The organism is Priestia sp. YIM B13486 (genome assembly GCF_042787865.1).
GTDB lineage: Bacteria > Bacillota > Bacilli > Bacillales > Bacillaceae_H > Priestia > Priestia megaterium.
Genome location: NZ_JBHZOZ010000002.1, coordinates 596,825 through 620,378, shown reverse-complemented (window position 1 = coordinate 620,378; position 23,554 = coordinate 596,825). Strand labels below are relative to the sequence as shown.

The window sequence follows — 23,554 nt, the reverse complement described above, 5'->3', positions numbered from 1 at the left end:
TTCTGTACTTAATTATAAAGCTTTTCCTTTAGTTGTTAACTGAAATTTGAGAAAAAAACCATTCTTCCTATTCTACTTAATTTCCAGTCATTTATAAGATAAAACAAAAAGAAGAAGACAGATGTCTCCTTCTTTTTTGTTTTTCACTTTACAGTGACGCTTTTAAAATAGCTAAAATATCATCTTTATTTAGTTTTTTAAAGTTACCGAAACCTCCGTACGCCATTTCACGAGCAGCAATTCCAGCAATTTCGTCTAGTCTCTCTTCTCCGATATCGTAATCTGCTAAGCGAGAAGGTGCACCAAGGCTTGACCAAAAAGCGCTTAACTTATCGATTCCTTCTAATGCAATTTCTTTGTCGCTTTTACCTGCAGTTTCAATATCGAACATGCTTGTCATTACACGCTTCATACGAGTTACATCTTGATCTACAACGTGTCGCATCCAATTTGGGAATAGGATTGCTAAACCGCCTGCATGAGGAATGTCATATACCGCTGATACCGCGTGTTCAATTGTATGTGAAGCCCAATCGCCAAAGTAGCCCATTTGAAGTGTTCCGTTTAGCGCGATTGTTCCGGAATATAAAATCGTTTCGCGGTGCTCGTAGCTTTGCAGATCTTCTAGTAATTTTGGTGCTGTTTCAATTACTGTTTGTAATACAGAATAGCACATACGATCTTGTAAAGGCGTGTTTTTCACGTTATGGAAATATTGTTCAAACACATGACTCATCATGTCTACCATGCCGTAGATAGTTTGATCTCTAGGAACAGACATCGTGTTCACAGGATCTAATATAGAAAATACAGGATGCGTAACGGCGCTTCCCCAAACGTATTTTTCATTTGTTTCCCAATTCGTAATAACAGAATCAGGATTCATTTCAGAACCTGTTGCTGCCAATGTTAATACCGTTCCGAACGGCAGTGCTTTTGTAGCCGTTACTTTTTTGTTAATAATATCCCAGACGTCTCCTTCATACTCAGCTCCGGCAGCGATTGCTTTTGTGCAGTCAATAACGCTTCCTCCGCCGACTGCTAACATGAAGTCAATGTTTTCATTTCGGCAAATTTCAATTCCTTTTCGTACCGTAGATAGTCGAGGATTTGGCTCTACGCCCGCTAACTCATTTATGTTTACGTTTAACTCTTTTAACAGCGTAAGAACTTGATCGTATAAACCGTTTTTCTTAATGCTTCCTCCGCCGTAAACAAGCAAAATATTTTTTCCGTATTTCGGGAGCTCTTCTGATAATGCTTGAAGCTGATCTTTTCCGAAGATTAATTTTGTGGGATTATGATAAATGAAATTTTCCATACTATCTGTATACCTCCTAGTTGAATATAAAGTGAGTTGTCGCATTACGCGAACAAGAATGTAAGTATAAATGTAAAACAAAAATTTTTCAAGAGTTAAGTTCTCATATCGCGTACTTTATTTTATTGAGTAATTAAAATGAAGAAAATGGCTTCTTAGATATAAAAAAGAGAGCAAGTAAATGCTCTCTTTAAAGTTCTTTATAAGCCATTTTTCTATACGTAACAAATCCTTCTTTTTCGTAAAAGCTTTCGGCAATCGTATTATCATTCCAATAATCTAACTCAATTGTATTGATGTCGTTTGTACGAGCAATGCTATAAATTTCTTTCATTAAACTTGAACCAAACCCTTTGTTTTTGTAGGGTTCTGCGATGTTTATTTGATGAACATAAATTGACTTGTAAGTCTTTTTAAACACTGTCTCTGAATAATGCTTTATTTCCAGCCAAGCGAATCCCACATGCTGACCTTCGTCTTCTCCTAAAAGGAAGATAGATCTATCGTCTTTCATCACTTTCTTAAAAAATTCATGTATCTTCTGAAAATCATATGTTTGAAAGCGCTCGGGGTATAATTCTACATGCAGTTGATGAACAGACTGATTAAGCTTGGCAATTTTACCAGTATCGAAAGTACGGCTAATCTTCAATTTTTTCTCTCCTATATATCTCGTATTTAGTAATGATCGTTATGAATTTATTTCGTTTAATATAGCCGGTGCGTTTGAGGTAAATAACAGATAGTTTTTATTGGTCGTTTTTATAAAGATGCGGTCAGTCGTTCCGTACGGAGGGCCAATTCGAATGGCGTTTACTTCTTTGCCTCCGTACGTGTCATCTTCCGTTACTTCAAGAATGTCTTCTAACGGAATCGTAAAGTGTGAAAGCTGCCATTTTATAATGAGATTATCATTTATTTTTCGGACACTGATAGTTGGTGTAAACATTTTATACATCCCCTTTGGTTTCTATTTCCCCTTCCTTCTTCTAGCAAAAAACAAGTTCATTTCCCCTTAACTTTCTCCCTGTGCAATGTGTTCTTTTATCCTTAAAATTGCTTCTTTCGGACAGCCTTGAAAATAACCTCCATGGTAACAAATAACATGCTCAATGTCGTAGTGTAAGAATTTTTCGAGTGATTGAACTGCTTGGTCCATATTTAAGGTCGTTTGTTTAACAGGTCCCATTAATCGTCCATTTGCCAACACTAAAGCATCTCCAGCAACCAGTGTTTTTGATTTTCTTAAATAAAAACTTACATGCCCAGGCGTATGTCCAGGGGTAAAAATCGGTTCAATGCCTTCACAGTATGGGAGCATTTGACTCCCTTTTAATACTATATCTACGTCAACTTTTGGAGGGTTTTTATAAAAAGATTTTATTTCATCAGGTATAGCTGCTAGTTCTTCGTTACTCATTCGACTCGCATTCGTTTTAATAAGTGGAAGTTTCCCTTCAATATACGGCTTATCAAATTCATGAGCATATACGATGATATTTTCATTTGATTTTTTTCGTATATCAGTCGCACATCCTATGTGATCTAGATCTTGATGCGTTAGAAGAATTACTTTTAGCTGTTCAATAGATATATTCAATTCACTCAAGGCCTCTTTCAGTTGATCGGTTTGCCCAGGCATTCCTGTATCAATTAGAATAGCTTCATCGTTATTCCAAACTAACGTAGGATTTAATATTATATTTTGGTCAAAAGCTCTGGCAGTCAACTGTAGCATTTCAACACCTGCAGAAATTCTCATTACAAACCCCTTTTCTTATTAAAGTACAAAGATTTTCAACCTCCATAATCGCTTAGCATGCAGTGGTATTCTTGAATTTTATCAATAAACAAAATAAAAACCAGACTGGAAAAAAATCACTTTTTATGCTATGATATCTATAAAATAAAACTTATTATGATAGATTTTTATAAATAAAAAGGTGAACCTTGTTGTCCAAGGTTCACCTTTTTTACTTATCGTTAGCCGTATAGCTTTTTTATTTCTTATCGTCTCTTCGGATACATTCATGCAAAGGTACAACCTTGGTTTTCTTTGCTATTTTATATCCCCACCACGTCGCTAAAAAGAGAGGCAGACCGATGTATGAGACCGTCAAGCCGTACCAATCAATTTTGTCGGAAAGTACCGCTTGATAATTCTGTCCTAGAATAACGATGAGGCACATTCCAAATGCAAGAACAGGACCTAGAGGAAACCATTTTGCTTTATACGCCAGTTCATTTATATCCCGTCCTGAAGCAACATATGCTTTTCGGAAACGATAGTGGCTGATGGCAATACCAATCCACGCAATAAATCCGCTCATGCCTGAAGCGTTTAAAAGCCACATATACATTTGATCGCCAAAAATTGATGTTAAAAAGGCAAGACCGCCAATGATAGTGGTTAAAACAAGCGCGTTTACTGGAATTCCTCGACGATTAATTTTTCGAAGCGCTTTAGGCGCTTGCCCTTCATTTGCCATGGACCACAACATTCGCGTAGAAGCATATAAGCCAGAAGTTCCGGCTGATAAAACCGAGGTAAGAATAACAGCATTCATCACTGAAGCAGCTGCAGCAATTCCTGCTTTTTCAAAAACAAGCGTAAATGGACTAACAGCAATGTTATCCACATCTCCTCCTAGAAGAGATGGACTTGTGTAAGGAATGATGAGCCCAATTACAGCAATGGCTGCAATATAAAATAGAAGGATGCGCCAAAAGACTTGGCGAATGGCTTTTGGTATATTTTTTTGAGGGTTTTCACTTTCCCCAGCCGCAATGCCGACTAGCTCTGTACCTTGAAAAGAAAATCCCGCGATAAAGAAAATGCTTAGTACGGACAGAAATCCGCCGTTGACCGGCGCTTCTTCTAATGTAAAGTTTTTAAAACCGATATATTCACCGCCGAAAATGCCAAATATGGTCAGAAGGCCCACTCCGATAAACACAATGATGGTTACTACTTTTACGAGAGCAAACCAATATTCAGATTCTCCATAGCTTTTTACAGATAGGAAATTAAGTGAAAAAATTAAGCCTAAAAACAAAGCACTCCAGATAATACTTGGCACATCAGGGAACCAAAACTTCATAATAATAGCAGAAGCAGCTATTTCTACAGCGAGCGTAACAGCCCAGTTAAACCAATAGTTCCAGCCGAGCGCAAAGCCAAGAGCTGGGTCTACATAATGACTGGCGTACGTTGAAAAAGAACCTGATACCGGCATAAACGTGGCCATTTCTCCAAGACTAGTCATGAGAAAGTAAACCATAATTCCAATGGCCCCGTAAGCAATCAGCGCTCCTCCAGGTCCAGCAGTTTGGATGGATGATCCGGTAGCTAGAAATAAGCCTGTTCCGATTGACCCTCCAATGGCAATCATGGTCATATGGCGTGCTTTTAAATGGCGTTTTATATGCTTATCGTCCTGCTTTTTTTCTTCTTCATTACGATTTATATCGACCGCTTCCATACTTATCCCACCTTTATAAATGAACTATGCGCACATGTTTAACGTAAAGCGTATAAGAATATCCATCTCCCACAAAAAGCAGGAGATGGACCCTTCATTGCTTACTTTGAAAAATCAAAGTAGTTTCGTTTTAATAGACGAGGCAGGCTCATAAGCTGTTCGTACGTTACACTTTTTTCTAAGGCAGAGGTGTTGATTAAAAACAGTTGATCTTCAATGTGTCCAACCGTTTCATCTGTTTGATACGTAATGCCGCATTCTGAACATGTAATGGAAGGCGTCTCTTTAATTTCTATAGCTTTTGTGCCGTCAGGAAGCTCCCAATAAACTGTTGCATCCGTCTCTTTCGCTTCATAGGATTCGCACCATTGACATTTCAATATTATTCCTCCTTCGCTCCCGCCGTTTCGTATTTTTTCATTTGCGTTTCAAATTTTTTCTCTTTTAATTGATCGCGCTTTTCACGCTTGTCTTTTAAAGAGCTATGCTCTGGATTTTGGTCATACGTTTTCCGGCGGTCAAGACGGTTTAGACCTTCCGGTGTTAAGTTGAACTTTGTATCATCAATAATCGAAAGAACACCGTTGCTTTCAAATTTTTCAAATACTTCAGGATATACTTTTTTATAAAATTCTTCTGCGCTTCCACTTTGGTAATTTTGCGGCTCCGGATAAGATGTAATAACACCTTCAAAGTTTCGAAGCACCACTTTATTGGAGCTTTGAGAAATAATATAGTTTGGTTGCAGCGGAATTTTACCGCCTCCTCCAGGAGCATCCACGATAAACGTAGGAACTGCATAGCCGGACGTATGGCCGCGAAGTCCTTCCATAATTTCTAGCCCTTTACTGATCGGCGCACGGAAATGGCCGATTCCTTCTGATAAATCACATTGATAAATGTAATAAGGACGCACGCGAATTTTTACTAAATCATGCATAAGCTGCTTCATGATTGGCACGCTGTCGTTAATTCCGGCTAAAATAACCGCTTGGTTTCCAACTGGAACTCCTGCGTTCGAAAGCATTTCACAAGCACGCTTTGATTCTTCTGTAATTTCAATTGATGTGTTAAAATGCGTATTTAGCCAAACCGGATGATATTTCTTCAAGATATTGCACAGGTTTTCTGTAATGCGCTGCGGGAACACCACCGGTGCTCTTGTACCGATACGAATAATTTCTACGTGCGGAATATCGCGCAAATTTTTCAAAATATATTCTAAAATATTGTCATTGATTAATAGGCCGTCTCCTCCGGAAATTAATACATCACGGATTTGAGGGTTGGCTGCAATGTAATTAATAGCTGTATCCAGCTGTTTTTTTGGAACGCCCATGCCAATTTGTCCTGAAAAACGTCTTCTTGTACAGTAGCGGCAGTACATAGAGCATTGATTTGTAACTAAAAACAGCACGCGGTCGGGATAACGGTGCGTTAAGCCAGGAACCGGTGAATCTTCATCTTCGTGAAGCGGATCTTCTAAATCATACCTTGTTTTATGCAGTTCTTCTGAAATAGGAACGGACTGCATTCTGATTGGACATTTCGGATCGTTCTCATCCATTAACCATGCGTAATAAGGAGTGATATTTAACGGAATCGTTTTGGTTGCAATTTTAACGCCTTCTTCTTCTTGAGGTGTTAAATTGATCACTTTCTTTAAATCTTCCAATGTTTTAATCGTGTTTGTCAGCTGCCATACCCAGTCGTTCCACTGCTCGTCCGTTACATCTTTCCAAAGCTCGATTTCTTTCCAGTGTCTGCTTGCTTTATATAATGTATTTTTCATTTTATATTCCCTCCAAAGTTCATTTTTTGAATAGATGTTCTACTAAGAAATTGACCGCACCATATAATAGCGATCTTCTCCTTCGCCAAACTCTCCTGCTCGCGTTTCTTTAATGGTAAAGCCCATTTTTTTATACAGCTTCACAGCCCCTTCATTTTTTACATTTACAGTCAAACAAACGCTTTCGAAATTATCTTTTTGTAGAACCGAAAATATTTCTTCTAAAAACAGCTGTCCAATTCCGCTTCCTTGTTTATCAGAGCGGACGTAGAAACCAAAGATATAAGCTTTTGTGATATCTTTGTAATCTCGAAGCAGCTCGCAAATGGCAATTGGCCTTGCGTCATTTTCCTGGAAATATTGAATGAGCTTGCCGTAGCGGGCTAAAGGTACAAGCGTCTGTTCATCAACGGCTCCCATGCCCGGAAACGCATCTTTTTCCAGTTCAATCATCATCTTTTGCTGTTCAGGATTTAACGATTCTGGCACTTCGATATAGTACTGCTCTTTTAATGCATCCATTTTTCTTTCCTCCTTTTTTCACTTTCATATTTGACATCTTGCAGCGGCCAAATTGGTTTTGAAATGTGCTGATAATTAAAGGTCGTTAAGCGATTTGATGCTACGCCCGGAGCATCCACATAGATGATAGATCCTACAAGCGGTTCAAAAGCGGCTCTGAAATGATTTTTAGCTTTTAAACCAATGATTTTTTTCGTCGCTGGCTCGATACCGATATGGCGAAAAAGTTCAGGATCGTTTGCTGATACCGGCCTTCCAATCAACAAAATATCCAATTCTCCTACTCGAATATGAGCTGCACCTTTTACATTTACTTTCAAATGCTGATTAAACGGTCCCGAATTGTAAAATTCACCTTCTGATAAGCCAATGACCTTTGCTTCAACTTCAACGGGCTTTCCGAACTCAGGAGAAACTTTTCCTCCTAAGGAAAGAGAGACGTAATTCCCAACTCCTGCTTGCACGCATTGTTTAATAGATTCAGGGTCATAAAGACCTCCAAATAGTGTCCCCGGCATATCTAGCTTCAGCATGTATTCCAAAAGCTCTGTTGTATCGCCGCTTCCGCAGCTTAAAGGATTGTCCGCTATATCAGCGAGCACAATTGGCTGTTCGTTTGATCGTTTTAACGCTGTTTGCAGACCTTCTTCAACGGTAGGCAAATCCATGATAAAATCTTCTTTTATACTCCAAAACTGAGAAGCTAGTCTCTTTGCTGTTTTTTCTGCCGTTTCAGGATTCAAAGCTGTTACGAGCACGCTTGCTCCGGCAATTGGAATATCAGAATACGGAAAGCCCCCAAAAATGGAAACATTGTATACGTCTGCTTCTTGCTCGGCTTGCTTAGCAAGATCAATCATTTTTTTCATCGGCCCTTCTGCGGTTCGCATATTAATCGACGGCAAAAGCATAGGCAATTTTTTTAAAGATGCATAATAGATAGCGCTTTCTTTTACTTGTGTTAAAAGCGCTCGCGCAGCGTTCACTCCTTGTTCGTACATATCAACATGAGGATATGTTTTAAAACCAAAATGAAGCGGCGTGTACGTAAGCATATCTTCACTGATATTTGCGTGCATATCGAGCGTAGTAGCAATGGGAACGTTGCTTCCTATGCAGCTTCTTATCTGACTTAACAAATGAGCTTCAGGATCGAAAAGATGCTCTACTACCATTGCGCCGTGCAAAGCGATTAACAAACCATCTAGCGGCCCCGCATGAGTAAGTGAGTGCAACATTTGCTTTTCAATTATGTGATAAGCTTCAGAAGATACAATCCCAGATGGAACCGCAGCTGCACAAACAAGGGGAACGATTTCTATTTGCTTCTCTTGCTTTAATACATCTAAAAATCCCCCTACTTCTGTTTTGGTTCCTGAGTATGCTTTATATATTTCCGTTCCAACAAAATAGCCTTCTTGTACAAAGTGTTCTATTTCTGTTTTTAATGGACTAAAGCTGTGAGATTCATGATAAAAAAAGGCAATGCCAATGCGATATGAAGACATGTGCTCCTCCTTTTCGCTAAGGTGCGAGATTAATAGTTGGTGTAGACAGACTTCCATTCTGTCATCACATCAAATGCATGATGAGAAACTTCCCTGTGACCATTTCCAGACATTTTCATTCCTCCGAACGCTACCCCCATTTCAGCATTAGATGTTCCGTTATTGATATAGACTAATCCGCTAACAGCGTCTTTTGCCGCTCGGCTTGCATAGTGCAAGCTGCTTGTATAAATGGAAGTGGAAAGTCCATACATCGTTCCATTGTTGACGCTCATTGCTTCTTCATAGCCATCTACTTCAATAAAAGCAAGCACGGGGCCAAAAATCTCCTCTTGAGCAATTGTGTGGTTCGAACTGACGTTATCAATAATTGTAGGCATGTAATAACAAGTCCCTAACTCTTCTGATAAAACACGACCTCCAAGCGCAATATTTCCGCCTTCTTCCACCGCTTTTTGCACGTAATTTTCTACTAAACGGCACTGCTGTTCATTTACAAGCGGACCTATTACAACCCCTTCATCAAGACCATTTCCAATTTTCATTTCTTTTGTAAGAGCTATTACTTTTTTCAAAAGCTCTTCTTTTACTGAACGCTCCACAATCACTCTGCTAGCTGCGGTACAGCGCTGCCCTGTGGTCGTAAATGCTGATTTAACAATTCCTTCTGCTGCTTTATCCAAATCGGCATCCTTTAACACAATAACAGCGTTTTTTCCTCCTAGCTCTAAAGAAATTCGTTTTAAGGTTTTGCTGCTCATTTCTGCTAACTGCTGACCAACTTCCGTAGAACCTGTAAATGAGATGATTTTCACTTCAGAGTGCGTAGCAAGCTTTTGTCCAACGATTCTACCCGATCCTGTAAGCAAGTTAATTGTTCCTTTTGGAAGCCCCGCAGCGTGCAATACTTCCATAAAAATCTTCGCTGAAAGTGCCACTTCTGAAGCCGGCTTCCAGACAACGGTATTGCCAGCGATTAAAGCGGCAAACATTTTATAAGAAGCGAGAGAAACAGGAAAGTTCCAAGGTGTAATACATGCCACAACTCCAAGCGGTTCGCGAACCATTTTTATATCTCGGTCAGGAAAGCCAGCGGGCACTATTTCGCCAAACAAACGTCTTCCTTCTCCTGCCATATACTGAGCTGTTGCAATGACGACACCAACTTCCCCTATAGATTCTATCAGCGGTTTTCCCATCTCTTTTGTCATCACTTGAGCGAGCTCTTCTTTTCTGTCTTCAAAAAGCTCAGCTGCTTTTGTTAAAAATGCTGCACGTTCAGGAATAGATGTATTTTTCCAGTGGCTGTAGGCTGTACTAGCCGCTTTCACTGCATCATCAACTTGACTAGCCGTAGCGGCTGCGCACGTTCCAACGAGCTCTTGTGTTGCAGGGTTTATACTTTCAAAATAGGTTTGCTCCTCTTCACTTACCCACTCGCCGTTAATATATAAATTTCCTTGTAACAGTTCGGTTTTAGTCTGACTCATATTGTTACCCTCCTTTTCATTTAAAAAGCTAGTTAATTGAAACTGCTTCTGTGATGGCTTCTTCTAGTAAAGACAGCCCTTGATCCAGCACGTCTTTATCAATATTTAGCGGCAGCATTAAACGAATGGTTTGCCCTTTGACTCCACAGTTCATAATTAGCAGTCTTTTTTCCAGCGCTTTTGATTTAATAACAGGGACATAAGCAGCTGCTGTTTCAACATGAAATTCAATACCAATCATCATACCAATTCCTCTAACCTCTTTAATAGCTGGTAAATGTCCGATAGAATGCTGAAGGCGTTTAACAATATCAGCGCCTACTTTTTCACTGCGCTCTACAAGCTTTTCTTCTTCAATTATTGAAATATTAGCTAAAGCCGCTGCGCACGATACTGGATTTCCGCCAAAAGTAGAACCATGTCCAGCTGTTGGCCATTTCTCATGCAGTTCTCGGCTTGCTACAATGGCTCCTAAAGGCATACCGCCGGAAAGAGCTTTTGCTAAAACTAAAATATCTGGTGTGACTCCAGCATGTTCTGCGGCAAACATTTTTCCAGTGCGCCCAAATCCCGTTTGCACTTCATCAAAAACAAGCAGAATGCCATAATCATTCGCTATGTCTCTTAGTGCGCGTAAAAAGCTAGAAGGAGCAGGGTAATAGCCTCCTTCGCCCATGACTGGCTCAATTACAATCGCTGCTACGCGTGAAGGATCCACTCGCAGTTCAAACAGCTTTTGCAGTTGATTTAAGCAATATGCTTCTGCATCTTCCTCGTCAACATTAGGAAGCTGACTTGGATACGGATAAGGAACGTGATACACTTCTCCTAAAATCGGCTCGTAGTAGCTGCGATATTTTGAGCTTGAAGCCGTAATAGCTGTAGCTCCTAGTGTACGGCCGTGAAAAGAACCTTCAAAAGCAATGATCGCTGGTCTGCCAGTGGCCGCTTTTGCTAATTTGAGCGCACCATCAATGGCTTCTGCGCCTGAATTTGAAAAAAACACGGTGTCTAAGTTTCCAGGCGTAATGTGCGCAAGTTTTTCTGCCAAATTCACTGCTGTTTCGTAATAGCCGTAGTTTAAGCCTAGGTGAAGCAGCTGATCTGCTTGTTTTTTTATCGCTTCTACCATCTTTTCATGCGTATGACCCACTGCATTGACAGCTACTCCTGATACAAAATCAATATATTCATTGCCATCGGCTGTCCAAAATTTCGCACCGTGCGCTTTTTCAATAACAAGCTCTGTTACTCTTGTCATCACCGGTGATAAATGTTTTTTTCCTTTGATTTGAAGCTCTTCTGTTTTATTTTGCACTTTCATATGACTCATCCTTTCTTATGTGCTGATAAAAAATAGAAAACGCATGATCTAGCAATCTCACTATTTCATCAACTTCTGATTTCGTTATATTTAAAGGAGGACTGATAATGATATGTTCTCCTTTATGTCCGTCTATAGATCCGGATCCTGGATAAAAGACGCCTCCAAGCTCCATACAAATTTCATTGAGCTTTTCGCTGGCTGCTTCACGTGGCTCGAAAAATATCTGTTGATTGGCGTCTTTCATTAGTTCTAATCCAATTAAAAGTCCGCGGCCGCGAATATCTGAAATATAAGGATGCTTGCGCTGCAGCGCTACTAAACATTCCATTAAATACGCGCCTTGAGTTTCAACGTTTTGAAGGATATTCATTTCTTCATACATATCCAAAGCAGCAAGGCCTGCCGCTATTGAAACAGGATGTCCACTGTACGTATAGCCATGAAGAAATTTCCCGCTGCTATTTTCTAACAGACCTTGAATCAGACGGTCATGGACAATCATTCCTCCTAAAGGAGCGTACCCAGCTGAAACTCCTTTACCAAACGTTAGGATATCCGGTTCGATTCCGAATTGTTCCACTGCAAAATCAGTTCCCGTTCTCCCGAAGCCTGTCATCACTTCATCAACAATCAAAAGAATGTCATAACGGCTGCAAAGCTCACGTACTTTTTTGAAATAGTCAAGCGGAGGTACAACAGCTCCTTGCTGACTTCCTACGATGGGCTCTGCGATAAAAGCTGAAATATTTTCTGGGCCAAGCTCTAAAATGGTGCGTTCAATATCGGTGATACAGCTCCAGTTTTGATTTGCCATGCAGTCTTCTTGATTGCGATTATACGGACAGCGATGACAATACGGCGAATAGACGTGCGCAAAATGTAAAAGGTTGGGTGTATAAGGATATCGTCTTTTTACATCTCCTCCAGCTGATAGTGCCCCTATCGTGTTTCCGTGGTAAGACTGCCACCTTCCGATTACGATGTGTTTTTGCATCTTTCCGGCATCTCTGTGATATTGCCTTGCTAATTTTAATGCACTTTCATTTGCTTCTGATCCTCCTGATGTAAAATAGACTTTGTTTAAGTGAAGCGGCGCCATTTTACCAATTTTTTCTGCAAGTTTATGCAAAACATTCGTTTCAAAACGTAATGTATGAACAAACGCCGCTTTTTTTGCCTGCTCCGCCATCGCCTCGGCTATTTGCGCAATGCCATGCCCTAAGTTTGCCGCCACGGCGCCGGAGCAGCCGTCTACATACTTTTTTCCTTGTTCATCTATTAAGTAGCTTCCTTCACCATGCGTAATCATTGGATACTTTTTTGTTAAATCTCTATGAAAAACATAATCTCTTTTTATTTCGTCCATCTTTCCACCACCATCGCCATTCCTAATCCTCCTGCAACGCAAATAGTAGCCAGGCCGTATCGTCTTTTTTGCTTGTGGAGTTCATGACACAGAGTTGTTATAATTCTTGCCCCGGAGCAGCCTAAAGGGTGTCCAAGCGCAATCGCTCCTCCGTTTACATTCACTTTTTCTGATGTGATGTCCCATTCTCTTAAGCAAGCAATACTTTGAGCGGCAAATGCTTCGTTTAATTCAATCAAGTCCATATCAGCTAAGCTTAAACCGACTTTATTTAAAGCAATTTGCGAAGCAGAAACGGGGCCAATTCCCATTTCCTTTGGAGAGACGCCCGCTGCGGCAAACGACACAATCTTTGCCATAGGCGTTAATCCAAGCTGCTCAGCTTTTTCTTCCGACATCAACAGCATCATTGAAGCGCCATCGTTTCTGCCGGATGAATTGCCGGCTGTCACCGTTCCATTCTTTTGAAAAACAGGCTTAAGCGCACCAAGCTTTTCTTTGCTAGTAAGACGAGGAAATTCATCTGTTGCAAAATGCCTCATACCTTTTTTTCCTTCTTTTACAGGTACCGGGATAATTTCTTCTTCAAACAAATCCAGTTCTATAGCCCGCCTAGCTTTTTCCTGACTATAAAAAGCAAACTCATCTTGTTCCGTGCGGCTAATACTATATTTTTCAGCGAGCCACTCGGCCGTCTGTCCCATCGTAAACGTTCCGTATAACGTTTCAGGCTGTGATTTTGGCTGACTTTCTGTATTAGAGTCATAGAGTGTTAAATCACCAACGTGAAAACCAAAACGAGTGCCTACCGTATAGTGCGGTGCTTGAGACATGCTTTCAACTCCTCCGGCTAATACCACTTCGGCTTGACCTGATAAAATGGACATAGCTCCATTCATTACAGCCTGCATGCCTGAACCGCACTGGCGGTGCACGGTATAAGCTGGAATACGTTCAGAGAATTGAGCTTTCAGCCCGGCTACTCTCGCTATATTAGGAGCATGAGCGCTTTGTTTCGTCTGTCCGACAATGATTTCATCAACAATCTCTGAAGTATATCCCGCTGAAGACAAATTGTTTTTCATCACAAGAGAGACTAGTTCTTCTGGAAGCGTATCTGCAAGCGAACCGCCAAACTTTCCAATAGGGGTTCGAAATGCATTTACAATCACTGCCATTATGCTGTCACCTCATTGTTTTTATTAAATAATTTAGAAACGCGAAAAGAAGCCTGCGTTTTTTGTTGTACTGTCTCTAAAGAAACACCGGGAGCTGTTTCAAGAAGTTCAAGACCATGGTTCGTTACCGAAAAGACAGCTAATTCTGTAATAATCATATCGACTCGTCGCTCTGAAGTAAGAGGATAAGTTAACTCCTCAACTAGCTTTGACTCTCCTTGGCTGTTCGTATGAAGAGTCGTAACAATAACTTTTTTTGAGCCTTCTAATAAATCCATTGCTCCTCCTACGCCAAGAACACTTTTCCCAGGAACAGCCCAGTTCGCAATTCGGCCTGCTTCATCTACTTGAAGCACTCCAAGAATCGATACATTCACATGGCCTCCCCGTATCATGGCAAAGGAATCAGCGCTGTTAAAAAATGAGGCACCTTCCAAAACTGTGACGGGCAGCTTTCCAGCATTCACAAGTTCTGGATCTATATAATCTTCTTCAGGAGTAGGGCCAACGCCGAGAATCCCGTTTTCTGAATGTAAAAACACATGAACATCGGGTGAGATATAATTAGCAACTAAAGTAGGAATGCCTATTCCTAGGTTCACTACATCTCCGTGACAAAGCTCTTTTGCAGCACGCGCGGCAATATATTGTTTGACGTTCATCTTAATTTTCTCCTTTCACTACGATATAAGTAACGTATAAATGAGGAGTTACAATTTCTTCAGGAGAAATCTGCCCAACTTCAACAACTTCTTCTACTTCTGCAATCACGATATCAGCAGCCGTTGCCATCATTGGATTAAAGTTTCTCGCTGATTTGCTGTAAATAAGATTTCCGAGTCGATCTGCTTTTTTAGCTTTTATTAGAGCTACATCTGCGTGCAGCGATTCTTGCAAAACATATTTCTTTCCTTTTAATACTCGTTCTTCTTTTCCTTCCGCAAGCTGAGTCCCTACGCTCACAGGCGTATAAAATCCTCCGATGCCTGCTCCTCCTGCCCTAATAGCCTCGGACATTGTTCCTTGCGGGATGAGCTCCACTTGGAGTTCTTGTTGTTGATAAGCGTGTACAACTTCAGGGTTGGAAGTAAAATAAGAACCTATGGCTTTTTTTACTTGTTTTTTTTGAACCAATACACCTAATCCTTTTCCAGGTTCACCGAGGTTATTACTAATAATCTCTAAATCTTTAAGGTTTGATTTGGCGATCGCTTCAATCAGACTAAGCGGGCTTCCAACAAGACCAAATCCACCTACCATAATGCGTGCGCCATCTGTTATTTTTTCTATTGCTTCTTCGCGCGTGATGATTTTGTTCATTTTGTTTCCTCCTTTTCTTTTTATATTTCACAGCGCTTTACACGAAAAAAACCAAGCAGGACACAATGACTCCCCAAAGAAACAAGGATGTCCCCACTCTTTGTAAAGTGTGTGTGTCTGCTTGGTTTTAATAAGACCATGAAAAGAGGTTGTCTTCTCACTTTATTCTAACCAAACGCTATGTAATTTTTTGATTCACATTATCCCAGTAACGTTGGATTGCAGCCTGAAGCGCTACGATAATCGCCTGTTGAGATGGAGCAAAATAATAATTTTGAATACGTTCAATAAGAGGTTCAATTCCATCTGCAAGGCAGTAACCAATAAGCAGCTTCCGGAAAAAATTTTGCGTCAGCTCCGTAATAAACGTAAACTCAGCATTTACAATTTTATGCTCTGTCAGATCCACTTCTAGTACAATTCCCGCATGCTTATACATTTCATACATGGAAGTTCCCTGTGGAGCTTTTGCATATCCTGTCACAATGACTGTATTCAGTATTTGCATGCCCCTTAATCTCCTTTTAAAAACTATTTAATTACTCCGCACTTTTACACTAATAATTCTGAAAGATCAAATGAGATTAACTCATATGCTTTTAGCTATGTAAGTGCTTTCATTTTTAAAAAGATATGTTCTTACACAACTAATATTTCGCCTTTTCTAGACAAAATCCTTCTTTTCTTTTAAAAAAACTTTCTATTTTTTTATTTATTCGGCTTTATTGAAATTTATTCGAGTCTCCATCAAACTTTTCATCTGCTATACGGATGGACTCTGTTGGACAGCCTTCAAACGCATCTATTAAATCGTCTTCCAGCTCTTGGGGCACTTCAACCGTGCCTTGATTATCATCAAGTATAACGAACGCAATTCCTTCATCATCATAATCATAAATATCAGGTGCCGCAGCTCCACATGCGCCGCACGCAATACACGTTTCTTTATCGACTATCGTATATTTCCCCATGATCATTCTCCTAACTAAGTTTAAAAGTTATTACTCATTACCAGCCGCGTTCTTGCATACGATTTTCTGGTAATAATGATGAAATTTCAATTCCTTTCATTGCACTTCCTAATCCTTTTGATAAGCTTGCAATCAGTTCATAGTCTTGATAATGAGTAGTTGCTTCCACGATTGCTCGCGCAAATTTTTCAGGGTTGTCTGATTTGAAAATTCCTGATCCAACGAACACACCGTCTGCTCCAAGCTGCATCATTAACGCTGCATCCGCGGGTGTTGCTACGCCGCCTGCTGCAAAGTTTACAACCGGTAAACGGTCTTCATGTTTAATTTGTAGTAATAGCTCATAAGGCGCACCTAATAGTTTTGCTTCTGTCATTAACTCGTCTTCATCCATGCCTACAACTTTACGTACTTGAGCGTTTACTTGGCGCATATGACGCACTGCTTCGACGATGTTTCCTGTTCCTGGTTCGCCTTTTGTACGAAGCATCGAAGCACCTTCACCAATTCGTCTTGCTGCTTCCCCTAAATCACGGCATCCGCATACAAATGGAACCGTAAATGTACTTTTGTTAAGGTGATATTCCTCATCAGCTGGAGTGAGTACTTCACTTTCGTCAATGTAGTCTACACCCATTGCTTCTAGCACGCGTGCTTCAACAATATGGCCAATACGAGCTTTCGCCATAACTGGAATGGATACAGCGTTCATCACTTCTTCAACAATTGTTGGATCCGCCATACGAGACACGCCGCCTGCTGCACGGATATCAGCTGGAACACGCTCTAATGCCATAACGGCAACAGCGCCTGCTGCCTCTGCAATTTTTGCCTGTTCTGCATTGATCACGTCCATGATAACGCCGCCTTTTTGCATTTCTGCCATTCCCCGCTTCACGCGGTCCGTTCCATTTCTCACCATATTCAATTCCTCCTTTATATGTTCAAACACTTATTATGCAACTTCCATGCCAGTGTTAAAATATAGAAGAAATTAGTAAAAAACATTAATTTTTATGCCAAATTATTAAGCAGTTTTTAAAAAATTGGCAGGTGAAAGCCAATTTTTTAAACCAAAACAGCTCCCATCCCTATTAGAGACGGAAGCTGTTTTGTTAAGGAACTAACACTAATTTTCCGGTCGTTTTTCTTCCTTGAAGCAGACGATGTACATCTGCCGCTTCATCAAGTGAAAATGTGCCGCCCAGCATTAATTTTAACTGACCGGCATTTACGTAGTTTAATAGCTCATGCAGGCTTTGCTGATAAAGTGTTGGTTTTGCCATCATTTGAGGTAAGAAAAAGCCTAGAACCGATTGGTTTTTTTCCATCAGGCGGGCGGGGTTAAATTTTACAGGTTTTCCGCTAGCCATTCCGTAAAAAACGAGGCGCCCAAATGGTGCAAGACATTGAAGAGATTCATAGAATATATGCCCTCCTACCATTTCTAAAATAATATCGACTCCTTTTCCTTCTGTCACTTCTAAAATTTGTTTTTCCCAGCCTGTTTCTGTATAGTTAATTGCTTCGTCAGCTCCGAGATTTTTTGCAAGCTCAAGCTTTTCTTTGGAGCTCGCTGTAGCAATAACTTTTCCAGCTCCAAAAATTTTGGCAAGCTGAACAGCTAAGGTTCCAACACCGCCTGCTGCCGCATGAACGATGACGGTTTCTCCTTTTTCAAGGCGACCCATTGTTTTTAAAATATGATAAGCTGTGAGTCCTTGAAGAGGCAAAGCAACCGCTTGTGTTAAATCCACATTCTCCGGCAACGGAATAAGGCCTCTTGAATCTGCCAGCGTGTACTCAGCGTATCCTGTTGCTCGGTTAGATCCCAGCAGCGTCACGACTTTTGTACCTACTTTTATCCCTTTTACATCCTCGCCTACTTCAACCACTTCTCCCGCAACTTCAGAGCCAGGGATAAAAGGCAGCGGTGTTTCGACTACGTATGCTCCTTCACGCCGTGCAGCGTCGGCGTAATTAACGCCGATTGCCGCAACTTTAATGAGCACATCTTTCTTTTTTGGTACAGGGCGTGCAATATCGATAACTTGAAGAACATCAGGTCCTCCGTACTGCGTAAATTGAATGGCTTTCATCTTATATCCCCCTCTTATTTCCCATGAAATAGTGGCTTTCTTTTTTCTTTAAACGCAGATATTCCTTCTTGATGATCTCTTGTTTCTACCATAAGCACTTGCGTTAGCCTTTCTTGTTCAAGGACTTGTTCTAATGTTAAATGAAAGGAGTCGTTGACAATTTTTTTCATTTTCCCATACGCTTTGGTTGGTCCTTGTGATAAGCGACTTGCAAAGGATGTGACCTCATCTTTCAGCTGATTTAACGGTACTACACGGTTTAAAAAACCAGCTTTGTAAGCCGTGTCGGCATCCATAGGCTCTCCTAAAAATAATAGTTCCTTCGCTCTATGGGGACCAACGACCTTTGTAAGAAAGTAAAGGCCTCCTCCGTCTGAAATCAATCCAACTTGAGAAAAGCTTAATACGAATCGACTTTCTTCTGACGCAATGATAAAGTCAGAAGCGAGAGCTAAATTAAAAGCCGCTCCTGCTGCAAATCCATGAACTGCTGAAATAATTGGCTTCTCTAGATTTTGCATCGCTAAAATACATTCATTTAAACGGCCGATATGTTCATAAACATCAGATCCGGATGCTTGGCCCATCGTTTTTACATCGCCTCCGGCAGAAAACGAGCGCCCTGCTCCATTTAATATAACTACTTTAATAGACTCATCGCTTTGCGCCTGTTTTATTTCAGATGTTAACTTTTCAATCATTTCCTCACTGAATGCATTTAAACGATCCGGCCGATTTAACGTTAAAGATAAAATAGTCCCCTGCTTTTCTACTACTAAATCACTCATACTTCCGATTCCCTCCTCTTTACTTTGCATTAAACGATAAGCCACCCGCCATCTACTAATAAATCACTTCCTGTCATATAAGAGGCCTCTTTAGACGCTGCAAAAGCAATAACGTTTGCAATTTCATCTGGTTTACCTACACGTTTTAAAGCCGTATTGTTTTCGATTGCCTTAGTGAAGTGCTCATTTTCAAGTCCAGGCTGCGTTAAAGGTGTTTCTACGAATCCAGGAGACACAGAGTTTACTCTGACTCCGTGAGGTGCTAACTCAAACGCCATTGCTTTTGTAAAGTTAATTAAAGCAGCTTTAGCAGCGCTGTAGTGAGGAATTTGTGCCCCGGCTTTATGTCCTGAAAGAGAAGCGATGTTAACAATAGATCGATTTCCTCCTATTTCTTCAGTTAAAAAAGGAATCAAATGTTTTGTGACAAGAAATACGCTTGTTAAGTTGACGTCCTGCACGTGTTTCCACTGTTCAAGCGTTGTTTCTTTGATTGTTGAATTAACTGATCCGCCTGCGTTATTAATTAATAAATGAATTTGCCCGTACTTTTCTTTTATGAACTTAGCGAGCTCTTTGACATCTTCTTCTTTTGTTACATCAGCTGAGAAAATATCCGTGCATTTTCGTTCACAGAGTCTCTCAATAGACGATGCAGCCTGTACTAGCTTTTCTTTCGTTCGCCCGACAAGAATGACGCGAGCTCCTTCTTTCGCCATTCTCTGAGCGGTCGCTTCTCCAATGCCGCTTCCAGCTCCTGTAATAACAGCTATTTGCCCTTCAAAACGCATAATATTCCTCCTTATACAACATATCGCCCGCTGTCGATAAATTCACGGGTGATGTCTCGATTGCGCGTGAACTCTCCTTCACTTTGCAAATCATTCATCCATTTTCCAAGAATTGTGCGGTACTGTCGGTGTTTTTCACCCGTTAACATCCCGTTTATTAATTGTCGAGCCTGCTTTTCAATTTCAAAGAGCGTTTCACTAACAACTGTTGCTGACAGCTTGCTTTTTAACTTTTCTTTTTCTTCTCCATTTTTGTTCACGGCTTTTTCCGCGCGCAGCACAGATGACTCCATAGCGAATAGTCCAATAGCAATTTCTGCGAGCTTCATCAGCGTTTCTTGTTCTTGTGCTAGATTGGCTTTAAACGTTTGGAATGCTGTTCCTAACAAAGCAAGAAATAAATGTCTTGTGGTAATAACCGCCTGCTTTTCTCTTGCTAGAAGTTCATTTGAAGATATTTCCCACTGACCGCTCATCAATTCACTAACAGCATCTTCTACTTGTTTGCTCAGCTCTATTTCTCCTTTGTCTGCTTTTTTTAGAAGCTGAGTTGGAAGCAAAAGGCGATTGATTTCATTTGTACCTTCAAAAATACGATTGATGCGTGAGTCACGATATACTTGTTCTATTTTATATTCTTGAATAAACCCCGCGCCGCCATGAAGCTGCAGCGATTCATCGGCAATTAAATCAAGAGTTTCCGACCCGTACACTTTACAAACTGAACATTCCATTGCAAATTCAGCCAGCTGTTTAGCTACTAACTTATGATTTTCACTTTCATATAAGCCACCAAGCGCCTCTTCTAGTAAACCGGCTGTACGGTACTGAATAGATTCAGATGCAAAAATACGAGCCGCCATTTTTGCTATTTTTTCTTTTGAAGCATTAAATTCCGCAATAGCTGTTTTAAACTGCTTTCGTTCTTTTGTATAAGCTAAAGCAAGTTCAAACGCATATTTCGCTGCGCCCATACATGCAGAACCTAAGTTAAAACGTCCGAGGTTTAAGACGTTCAACGCAATCAAGTGACCTTTTCCTACTTGTCCAAGTACGTTTTCTACGGGTACTAAACAATCTTCATAAATAACTGGACGAGTAGACGATCCTTTGATTCCCATTTTCTTTTCTTCTGGCCCGAGAGACAGTCCTTCAAAACCTTTTTCTACAATAAAAGCGGTAAAATGTTCACCTTCTACTTTTGCATACGTGATGAACGTATCTGAAAAGGCTGCGTTGGTAATGTACTGCTTCGTTCCATTTAATACATAATGCGTTTTTTCAGGATTTAATACGGCTTTTGTTTGGGCTGCAAGAGCATCAGAACCTGCTTCTGGCTCTGTCAAACAGTAGGCCCCAATATATTCGCCGCTTGCCAATTTAGGCAAGTATTTTTCTTTTTGCTTCTTGGTGCCAAAATACGTAATAGGAAGTGTCGCAATGCATGTATGATTAGAATGAGCGACTCCATATCCGCTTGCCCGGCCAATGATTTCACCTACAAGTCCTTTGCTTACTTTATCAAGACCTAGTCCTCCATATTCTTCTGGAATACTGTGAGCAAGAAGTCCAAGCTCGCCTGCTTTATGCATCAGTTCTACTACTTTATTAAAATCCTGCTGCTCAATGTCATTATGGTAAGGGTCTACTTCTTTTTCAATAAACTGCTTTGCTGTCTGAGCAACCATACGGTGCTCATCCGTTAAGTCTTCGGGTGTATAAACGTGATGCGTAGATGTTTTTTTCAGTAAAAATGATCCGCCTTTTGCTTCTGTTTTCATTTCAGACATATCGTTTCCTCCCCATTTACTAGCTTTTTTTTCACTACCTTAGGAACTACGGGATAGACGTTTTTCCGGCTTACAAAGCCAATTTCGTCTAGAAATCCATACTGAGTGAGCATTTCTCCTATGGCTGAGCACTTCAATATTTCAACAGGTGAATGCTCATAAGCCTCATACAAAAGCAGTGCGGCTTTTGCAGCATCCGTCAAATGAAATGTTTTTAGTTGCAGCAGACAGCTTACAAAATACCCCGCTCCATACAAATCTTCTAGACAGAAGCGATCGGATGAACCTGAACAAACCAATAAAACAGTTTCATCTTGACCTTGCTGACAAACAGCACTGGCAACCGCTTCTCCGTTTAAAAGCGAAGCTGTATATACATGGTTTGCTTTTTCAGCGTTATGAATGGCTACGGTTCCGTTAGTCGTGGACAAAATAACCGTTTTATTTTGAACATGCTCCTTTAACGTGCTGGGATTCGGATCAAAAAAGCCTTCAATCGTTTTCCCTCTATATTCGCCTACAAGCGCAATATCATCAGGCTTGTACGTTTTTGCTTTTTCACGCGCTTCTTCTTCGTTTTTTACTGGAATAACTTCTATTGCTCCTTGCTGTAAAGCAGCCGCAATTGTTGACGTAGCCAATAAGACGTCAAATATAACAACCGTTTTTCCTTCTAGCTTTTTGGCAAGAAGCTCTTCTTTTTTGAGTATTACGTGAATTTTTCCTTTCATATATGTCCTCGTTCTGTGTGCAGAGCATGAATAATTAGTGTTTTTACATAATCTCCAAATTGTGAAAACCGTTTATCATTTGTTTGGCCTTTTTTATAACGGTAATAAATTTGCTGACAAATGACAGCAAGCTTGAAGTACGCAAATTTTAGGTAAAAGTCAATGTGTGAAACATCCCGTCCGCTTTTTTTAGCGTATGCTTCTACAAAATCTCGACGGGAATAAAAGCTTTTTTGCACAGTAACAGGTGGATTTCCGAGTCCTCTTTTCAAAAGTTCAGGATCGCTGTCTTCCATCCAGTAGCTCAGCGCCACTCCCAAATCAGCAAGCGGGTCTCCAACGGTTGTCATTTCCCAGTCAAATAATCCTACAATTTTATTTCCATCCGGTGAAAATAACGTATTGTTAAGCTTGTAATCATAGTGAATAATGGTCGAATGCTGTGTAGTCGGGATGTATGTGGTCAACCATTTTTTTAGAGCTTCTACTTCCGGTATGTCACTTGTTTTTGATTTTTCATAACGATGAATCCAGCCGTGTACCTGACGTTCTAAAAATCCTTCGGGCTTGCTGATTTTTTCAAGAAGCGTGCCTTTATAAGGAATATCATGAAGTTTAACAAGGACATCCACCATTTGTTCTGAAATACAACGGCAAAGTTCGTCAGTTCCTTTCATGTCTTCTGGAAACGCTGTGTCGATGAGAACACCGTGCTTTCTCTCCATTAAAAAAAAGGATTTCCCAACCACCGTCTCATCTTCACAAAACACATACGGTCTAGGAGCGAGAGGGAAAGACTTCGATAAAACAGATAAAATCTTGTATTCTCTTTTCATGTCATGCGCTTTTGGCGCAACTGGCCCAAAGGGAGGGCGTCTCAACACCGCCTCCCACTCTCCGACTGAAAGAGCGTAGGTTAAATTGGACGCACCTGATCCAAATTGCTTGATTAAAAGAGGCTCTTTAGGTAAATCAGGAATCGAAACACGGAGAAACTGATGCAGTTTTTCCGTGTTTAATTCCTCTCCTTTTCGTACAGGAATGATTTGTGACATTCTTTTACCACCTGCTTTTTTAT

Annotated in this window: 24 protein-coding genes; all 24 read right to left on the bottom strand. The window is 40.5% G+C overall.

What is annotated here, in order from left to right; genetic code table 11:
• Positions 1-148: 148 nt before the first annotated feature.
• On the bottom strand, positions 149-1,321 hold the full coding sequence (locus ACFX4G_RS07310; protein WP_377573606.1) for an iron-containing alcohol dehydrogenase: 1,173 nt from the start codon (positions 1,319-1,321) through the stop codon (positions 149-151).
• A gap of 190 nt (positions 1,322-1,511) precedes the next feature.
• On the bottom strand, positions 1,512-1,973 hold the full coding sequence (locus ACFX4G_RS07305; RefSeq protein ID WP_377573603.1) for a GNAT family N-acetyltransferase: 462 nt from the start codon (positions 1,971-1,973) through the stop codon (positions 1,512-1,514).
• 39 nt (positions 1,974-2,012) lie between these two features.
• Positions 2,013-2,270 (bottom strand): SunI/YnzG family protein, encoded by a 258-nt coding sequence (locus tag ACFX4G_RS07300; protein ID WP_043982500.1) that lies wholly within the window; start codon positions 2,268-2,270, stop codon positions 2,013-2,015.
• A gap of 66 nt (positions 2,271-2,336) precedes the next feature.
• Entirely contained in the window at positions 2,337-3,083 is a 747-nt protein-coding gene (locus ACFX4G_RS07295) for an MBL fold metallo-hydrolase (protein ID WP_043982499.1), read from the bottom strand.
• A gap of 238 nt (positions 3,084-3,321) precedes the next feature.
• Positions 3,322-4,803: an amino acid permease gene (locus ACFX4G_RS07290; protein ID WP_377573600.1), complete on the bottom strand. Its 1,482-nt coding sequence runs from the start codon at positions 4,801-4,803 to the stop codon at positions 3,322-3,324.
• Positions 4,804-4,904: 101 nt separating this feature from the next.
• A complete protein-coding gene (locus ACFX4G_RS07285) occupies positions 4,905-5,183 on the bottom strand; it encodes a YokU family protein (protein ID WP_013057076.1) in 279 nt (92 codons plus the stop codon).
• Positions 5,184-5,185: 2 nt separating this feature from the next.
• Positions 5,186-6,595 (bottom strand): lysine 2,3-aminomutase, encoded by a 1,410-nt coding sequence (gene kamA / locus ACFX4G_RS07280; protein ID WP_028408513.1) that lies wholly within the window; start codon positions 6,593-6,595, stop codon positions 5,186-5,188.
• 42 nt (positions 6,596-6,637) lie between these two features.
• Positions 6,638-7,117: a GNAT family N-acetyltransferase gene (locus ACFX4G_RS07275; protein ID WP_097823403.1), complete on the bottom strand. Its 480-nt coding sequence runs from the start codon at positions 7,115-7,117 to the stop codon at positions 6,638-6,640.
• Positions 7,105-8,625, bottom strand: coding sequence for a M81 family metallopeptidase (locus ACFX4G_RS07270; protein WP_377573596.1), 1,521 nt, complete (start codon positions 8,623-8,625; stop codon positions 7,105-7,107). The genes ACFX4G_RS07275 and ACFX4G_RS07270 overlap by 13 nt, the downstream gene beginning before the upstream one ends.
• Positions 8,626-8,654: 29 nt before the next feature.
• The gene (locus tag ACFX4G_RS07265; RefSeq protein ID WP_377573593.1) at positions 8,655-10,115 is read right to left on the bottom strand and encodes an aldehyde dehydrogenase family protein; all 1,461 of its coding nucleotides are present in this window, start codon (positions 10,113-10,115) and stop codon (positions 8,655-8,657) included.
• 28 nt (positions 10,116-10,143) lie between these two features.
• Positions 10,144-11,439, bottom strand: coding sequence for an aminotransferase class III-fold pyridoxal phosphate-dependent enzyme (locus ACFX4G_RS07260; protein ID WP_043982491.1), 1,296 nt, complete (start codon positions 11,437-11,439; stop codon positions 10,144-10,146).
• Complete coding sequence (locus tag ACFX4G_RS07255) at positions 11,423-12,808, bottom strand: aminotransferase family protein (RefSeq protein ID WP_097823407.1); 1,386 nt, start codon at positions 12,806-12,808, stop codon at positions 11,423-11,425. The genes ACFX4G_RS07260 and ACFX4G_RS07255 overlap by 17 nt, the downstream gene beginning before the upstream one ends.
• Positions 12,796-13,986 carry a thiolase family protein gene (locus ACFX4G_RS07250; protein ID WP_097823408.1) on the bottom strand — a complete coding sequence of 397 codons (1,191 nt, stop codon included), beginning with the start codon at positions 13,984-13,986 and terminating at the stop codon, positions 12,796-12,798. Before ACFX4G_RS07250 ends, ACFX4G_RS07255 begins: the two co-directional genes overlap by 13 nt.
• A complete protein-coding gene (locus ACFX4G_RS07245; protein ID WP_097823409.1) occupies positions 13,986-14,648 on the bottom strand; it encodes a 3-oxoacid CoA-transferase subunit B in 663 nt (220 codons plus the stop codon). Before ACFX4G_RS07245 ends, ACFX4G_RS07250 begins: the two co-directional genes overlap by 1 nt.
• A gap of 1 nt (position 14,649) precedes the next feature.
• Positions 14,650-15,306 carry a CoA transferase subunit A gene (locus ACFX4G_RS07240; protein ID WP_013057067.1) on the bottom strand — a complete coding sequence of 219 codons (657 nt, stop codon included), beginning with the start codon at positions 15,304-15,306 and terminating at the stop codon, positions 14,650-14,652.
• Between the two features lie 178 nt (positions 15,307-15,484).
• A complete protein-coding gene (locus ACFX4G_RS07235; RefSeq protein WP_013057066.1) occupies positions 15,485-15,814 on the bottom strand; it encodes a DUF3870 domain-containing protein in 330 nt (109 codons plus the stop codon).
• Between the two features lie 214 nt (positions 15,815-16,028).
• The gene (locus tag ACFX4G_RS07230; protein ID WP_013057065.1) at positions 16,029-16,277 is read right to left on the bottom strand and encodes a ferredoxin; all 249 of its coding nucleotides are present in this window, start codon (positions 16,275-16,277) and stop codon (positions 16,029-16,031) included.
• Between the two features lie 37 nt (positions 16,278-16,314).
• Positions 16,315-17,199 (bottom strand): pyridoxal 5'-phosphate synthase lyase subunit PdxS, encoded by an 885-nt coding sequence (gene pdxS / locus ACFX4G_RS07225; RefSeq protein WP_377573589.1) that lies wholly within the window; start codon positions 17,197-17,199, stop codon positions 16,315-16,317.
• A 193-nt stretch (positions 17,200-17,392) separates the two neighbouring features.
• Complete coding sequence (locus ACFX4G_RS07220) at positions 17,393-18,376, bottom strand: quinone oxidoreductase family protein (protein WP_377573586.1); 984 nt, start codon at positions 18,374-18,376, stop codon at positions 17,393-17,395.
• A gap of 14 nt (positions 18,377-18,390) precedes the next feature.
• Complete coding sequence (locus ACFX4G_RS07215; RefSeq protein WP_377573584.1) at positions 18,391-19,164, bottom strand: enoyl-CoA hydratase/isomerase family protein; 774 nt, start codon at positions 19,162-19,164, stop codon at positions 18,391-18,393.
• Positions 19,165-19,193: 29 nt separating this feature from the next.
• Entirely contained in the window at positions 19,194-19,955 is a 762-nt protein-coding gene (locus ACFX4G_RS07210) for an SDR family NAD(P)-dependent oxidoreductase (protein ID WP_377573581.1), read from the bottom strand.
• Positions 19,956-19,966: 11 nt separating this feature from the next.
• Entirely contained in the window at positions 19,967-21,745 is a 1,779-nt protein-coding gene (locus ACFX4G_RS07205; protein WP_377573578.1) for an acyl-CoA dehydrogenase family protein, read from the bottom strand.
• Positions 21,733-22,476: a 2-phosphosulfolactate phosphatase gene (locus ACFX4G_RS07200; protein ID WP_043982480.1), complete on the bottom strand. Its 744-nt coding sequence runs from the start codon at positions 22,474-22,476 to the stop codon at positions 21,733-21,735. Before ACFX4G_RS07200 ends, ACFX4G_RS07205 begins: the two co-directional genes overlap by 13 nt.
• Positions 22,473-23,531, bottom strand: coding sequence for a phosphotransferase family protein (locus ACFX4G_RS07195; RefSeq protein ID WP_377573575.1), 1,059 nt, complete (start codon positions 23,529-23,531; stop codon positions 22,473-22,475). The genes ACFX4G_RS07200 and ACFX4G_RS07195 overlap by 4 nt, the downstream gene beginning before the upstream one ends.
• Positions 23,532-23,554: the final 23 nt, after the last annotated feature.